Origin of the sequence: Litorimonas sp., assembly GCA_029936425.1 — a bacterium.
Taxonomy (GTDB): domain Bacteria; phylum Pseudomonadota; class Alphaproteobacteria; order Caulobacterales; family Maricaulaceae; genus Litorimonas.
In genome coordinates this window covers 1-1,644 of the sequence record JAPYSU010000098.1, presented here as the reverse complement: position 1 = coordinate 1,644, position 1,644 = coordinate 1, and the positions used below count along the sequence as shown (strand labels likewise).

Below are 1,644 nucleotides of genomic sequence, written 5' to 3'. Positions count from 1 at the left end.
GCCGAGGGCTGAAAGGAAAGCCTCTTATAATACTCAAGTTTAGAATGGTGGCGAGTGAAAGAAGTTCTTTAGGTGGACTTTTCAGCGATGAAAGATCCACTGTTTTTGGACGCTTTGTTACGATCTTCAAGCACTGCTGGACTGCTTGTGCTTTGAATGTATGGAGGGGGATATGAGTATTGCGGGGCTTTGCCCAATTTTTCTGGAGTGCTTGCCTCTTTATTCAGAGAGGCAATACAGTCGACACGAAATTCGTCCTGAGGCGCCTCTTGGGGCGCCTGTTGATGAGGTAATGATTAGCAAAATGGAGCACATATGAAGCGCCTAGTGGATATTCTTGGTGCATTGGTTGGTCTGTTGCTTTTGGCGCCAGTGATCTTGTTTCTGGCTTTTCTGGTGCGCTGCAAGCATGGCGCGCCTATTTGCTTTCGACAGACACGACCAGGCAGAGATGGGGAACTCTTCGAGATGATCAAGTTTCGTACAATGACTAATGAGCGGAGTGAGAATGGAGAGCTCTTGCCTGACGCTGATAGGTTAACTTCGTTTGGTCATTTTCTTCGCTCCACTAGTTTGGATGAATTGCCTGAACTGTTGAATGTCCTGAAAGGTGATATGAGCCTTGTGGGGCCTCGTCCCTTATTAATGGAATATCTTTCGCTCTACTCTGAACGCCAAGCTCACCGCCATGATGTCAGGCCAGGCATTACTGGCTGGGCTCAGATTAACGGCCGAAACGCCTTATCTTGGGAGGAAAAATTTGAGTTGGATCTGTGGTATGTGGAAAACCGTACTTTATGGATTGATATCAAAATTCTTTTTTTGACAGTATGGCAAGTAGTGAAGCGTGATGGCATTAGTCATGGAGAAGAGGCGACTATGCCTAGATTCGTTGGTGCTGGAGAGAGTCTAGGCCCACATGAGGTGTCCAAGGAGGACTCATGAGATCTATAGTTATAGTTGGATTCGGTGGCTTTGGTCGAGAAGTCAATTGGTTGGCAAGGGAGTGTGGTAGAACTGTTCTAGGGTTTCTGGATGATAATGAACCCCCGGGAAAGAAAGGAAATTATAGGATATTAGGTGGCCTTGATGCCTGTTCTGAATATCCCAATGTGGAGTTCATTGTCGCAATCGGTAATCCGAGAGTTAGGAAAAAGGTTGTTGAAAAGTTAGTAAGCCAAGGAGTGACCGCTTTTGCGACGCTTATTCATCCTTCTGTGAAAATGAATGAGAGCGTGAGAGTTGGGAGGGGCGCGATGATTTGTGCTGGTAGTATTGCTACGGTTGACATTGCTATTGGTGAGCATGTCATTCTCAACCTGAATGTGACGGTGGGACATGATGGTATCATTCATGATTTTGTCACGGTTTCGCCCATGGTTGCTTTGTCAGGGAATGTGATTCTTGAAGAGGGCGTTGAGGTGGGCACTGGAGCTGCGATTCGCCAAGGAATTACTATGTCTTGCGGCTCCATGTTAGGAATGGGGGGGATTCAGACAAAGGATTCTCAAGCAAATACTATTTATGTTGGCTCTCCAGCAAAACCTTTGAAACAGTTACCCGAGTTTATTTGAATTTATGTTAAACGGACCGTTTTCTCCTTGGCCTTCCTTTACCAAAGATGAAGCTGATGCAGTGTCTCGC

2 protein-coding genes are annotated in these 1,644 nt (G+C 46.2%); both read left to right on the top strand.

What is annotated here, in order from left to right; translation table 11 throughout:
* Positions 1-315 precede the first annotated feature (315 nt).
* On the top strand, positions 316-945 hold the full coding sequence (locus ACN0IC_RS15340) for a sugar transferase (protein ID WP_416879623.1): 630 nt from the start codon (positions 316-318) through the stop codon (positions 943-945).
* Positions 942-1,574: an acetyltransferase gene (locus ACN0IC_RS15335; RefSeq protein WP_416879622.1), complete on the top strand. Its 633-nt coding sequence runs from the start codon at positions 942-944 to the stop codon at positions 1,572-1,574. The genes ACN0IC_RS15340 and ACN0IC_RS15335 overlap by 4 nt, the downstream gene beginning before the upstream one ends.
* Positions 1,575-1,644: the final 70 nt, after the last annotated feature.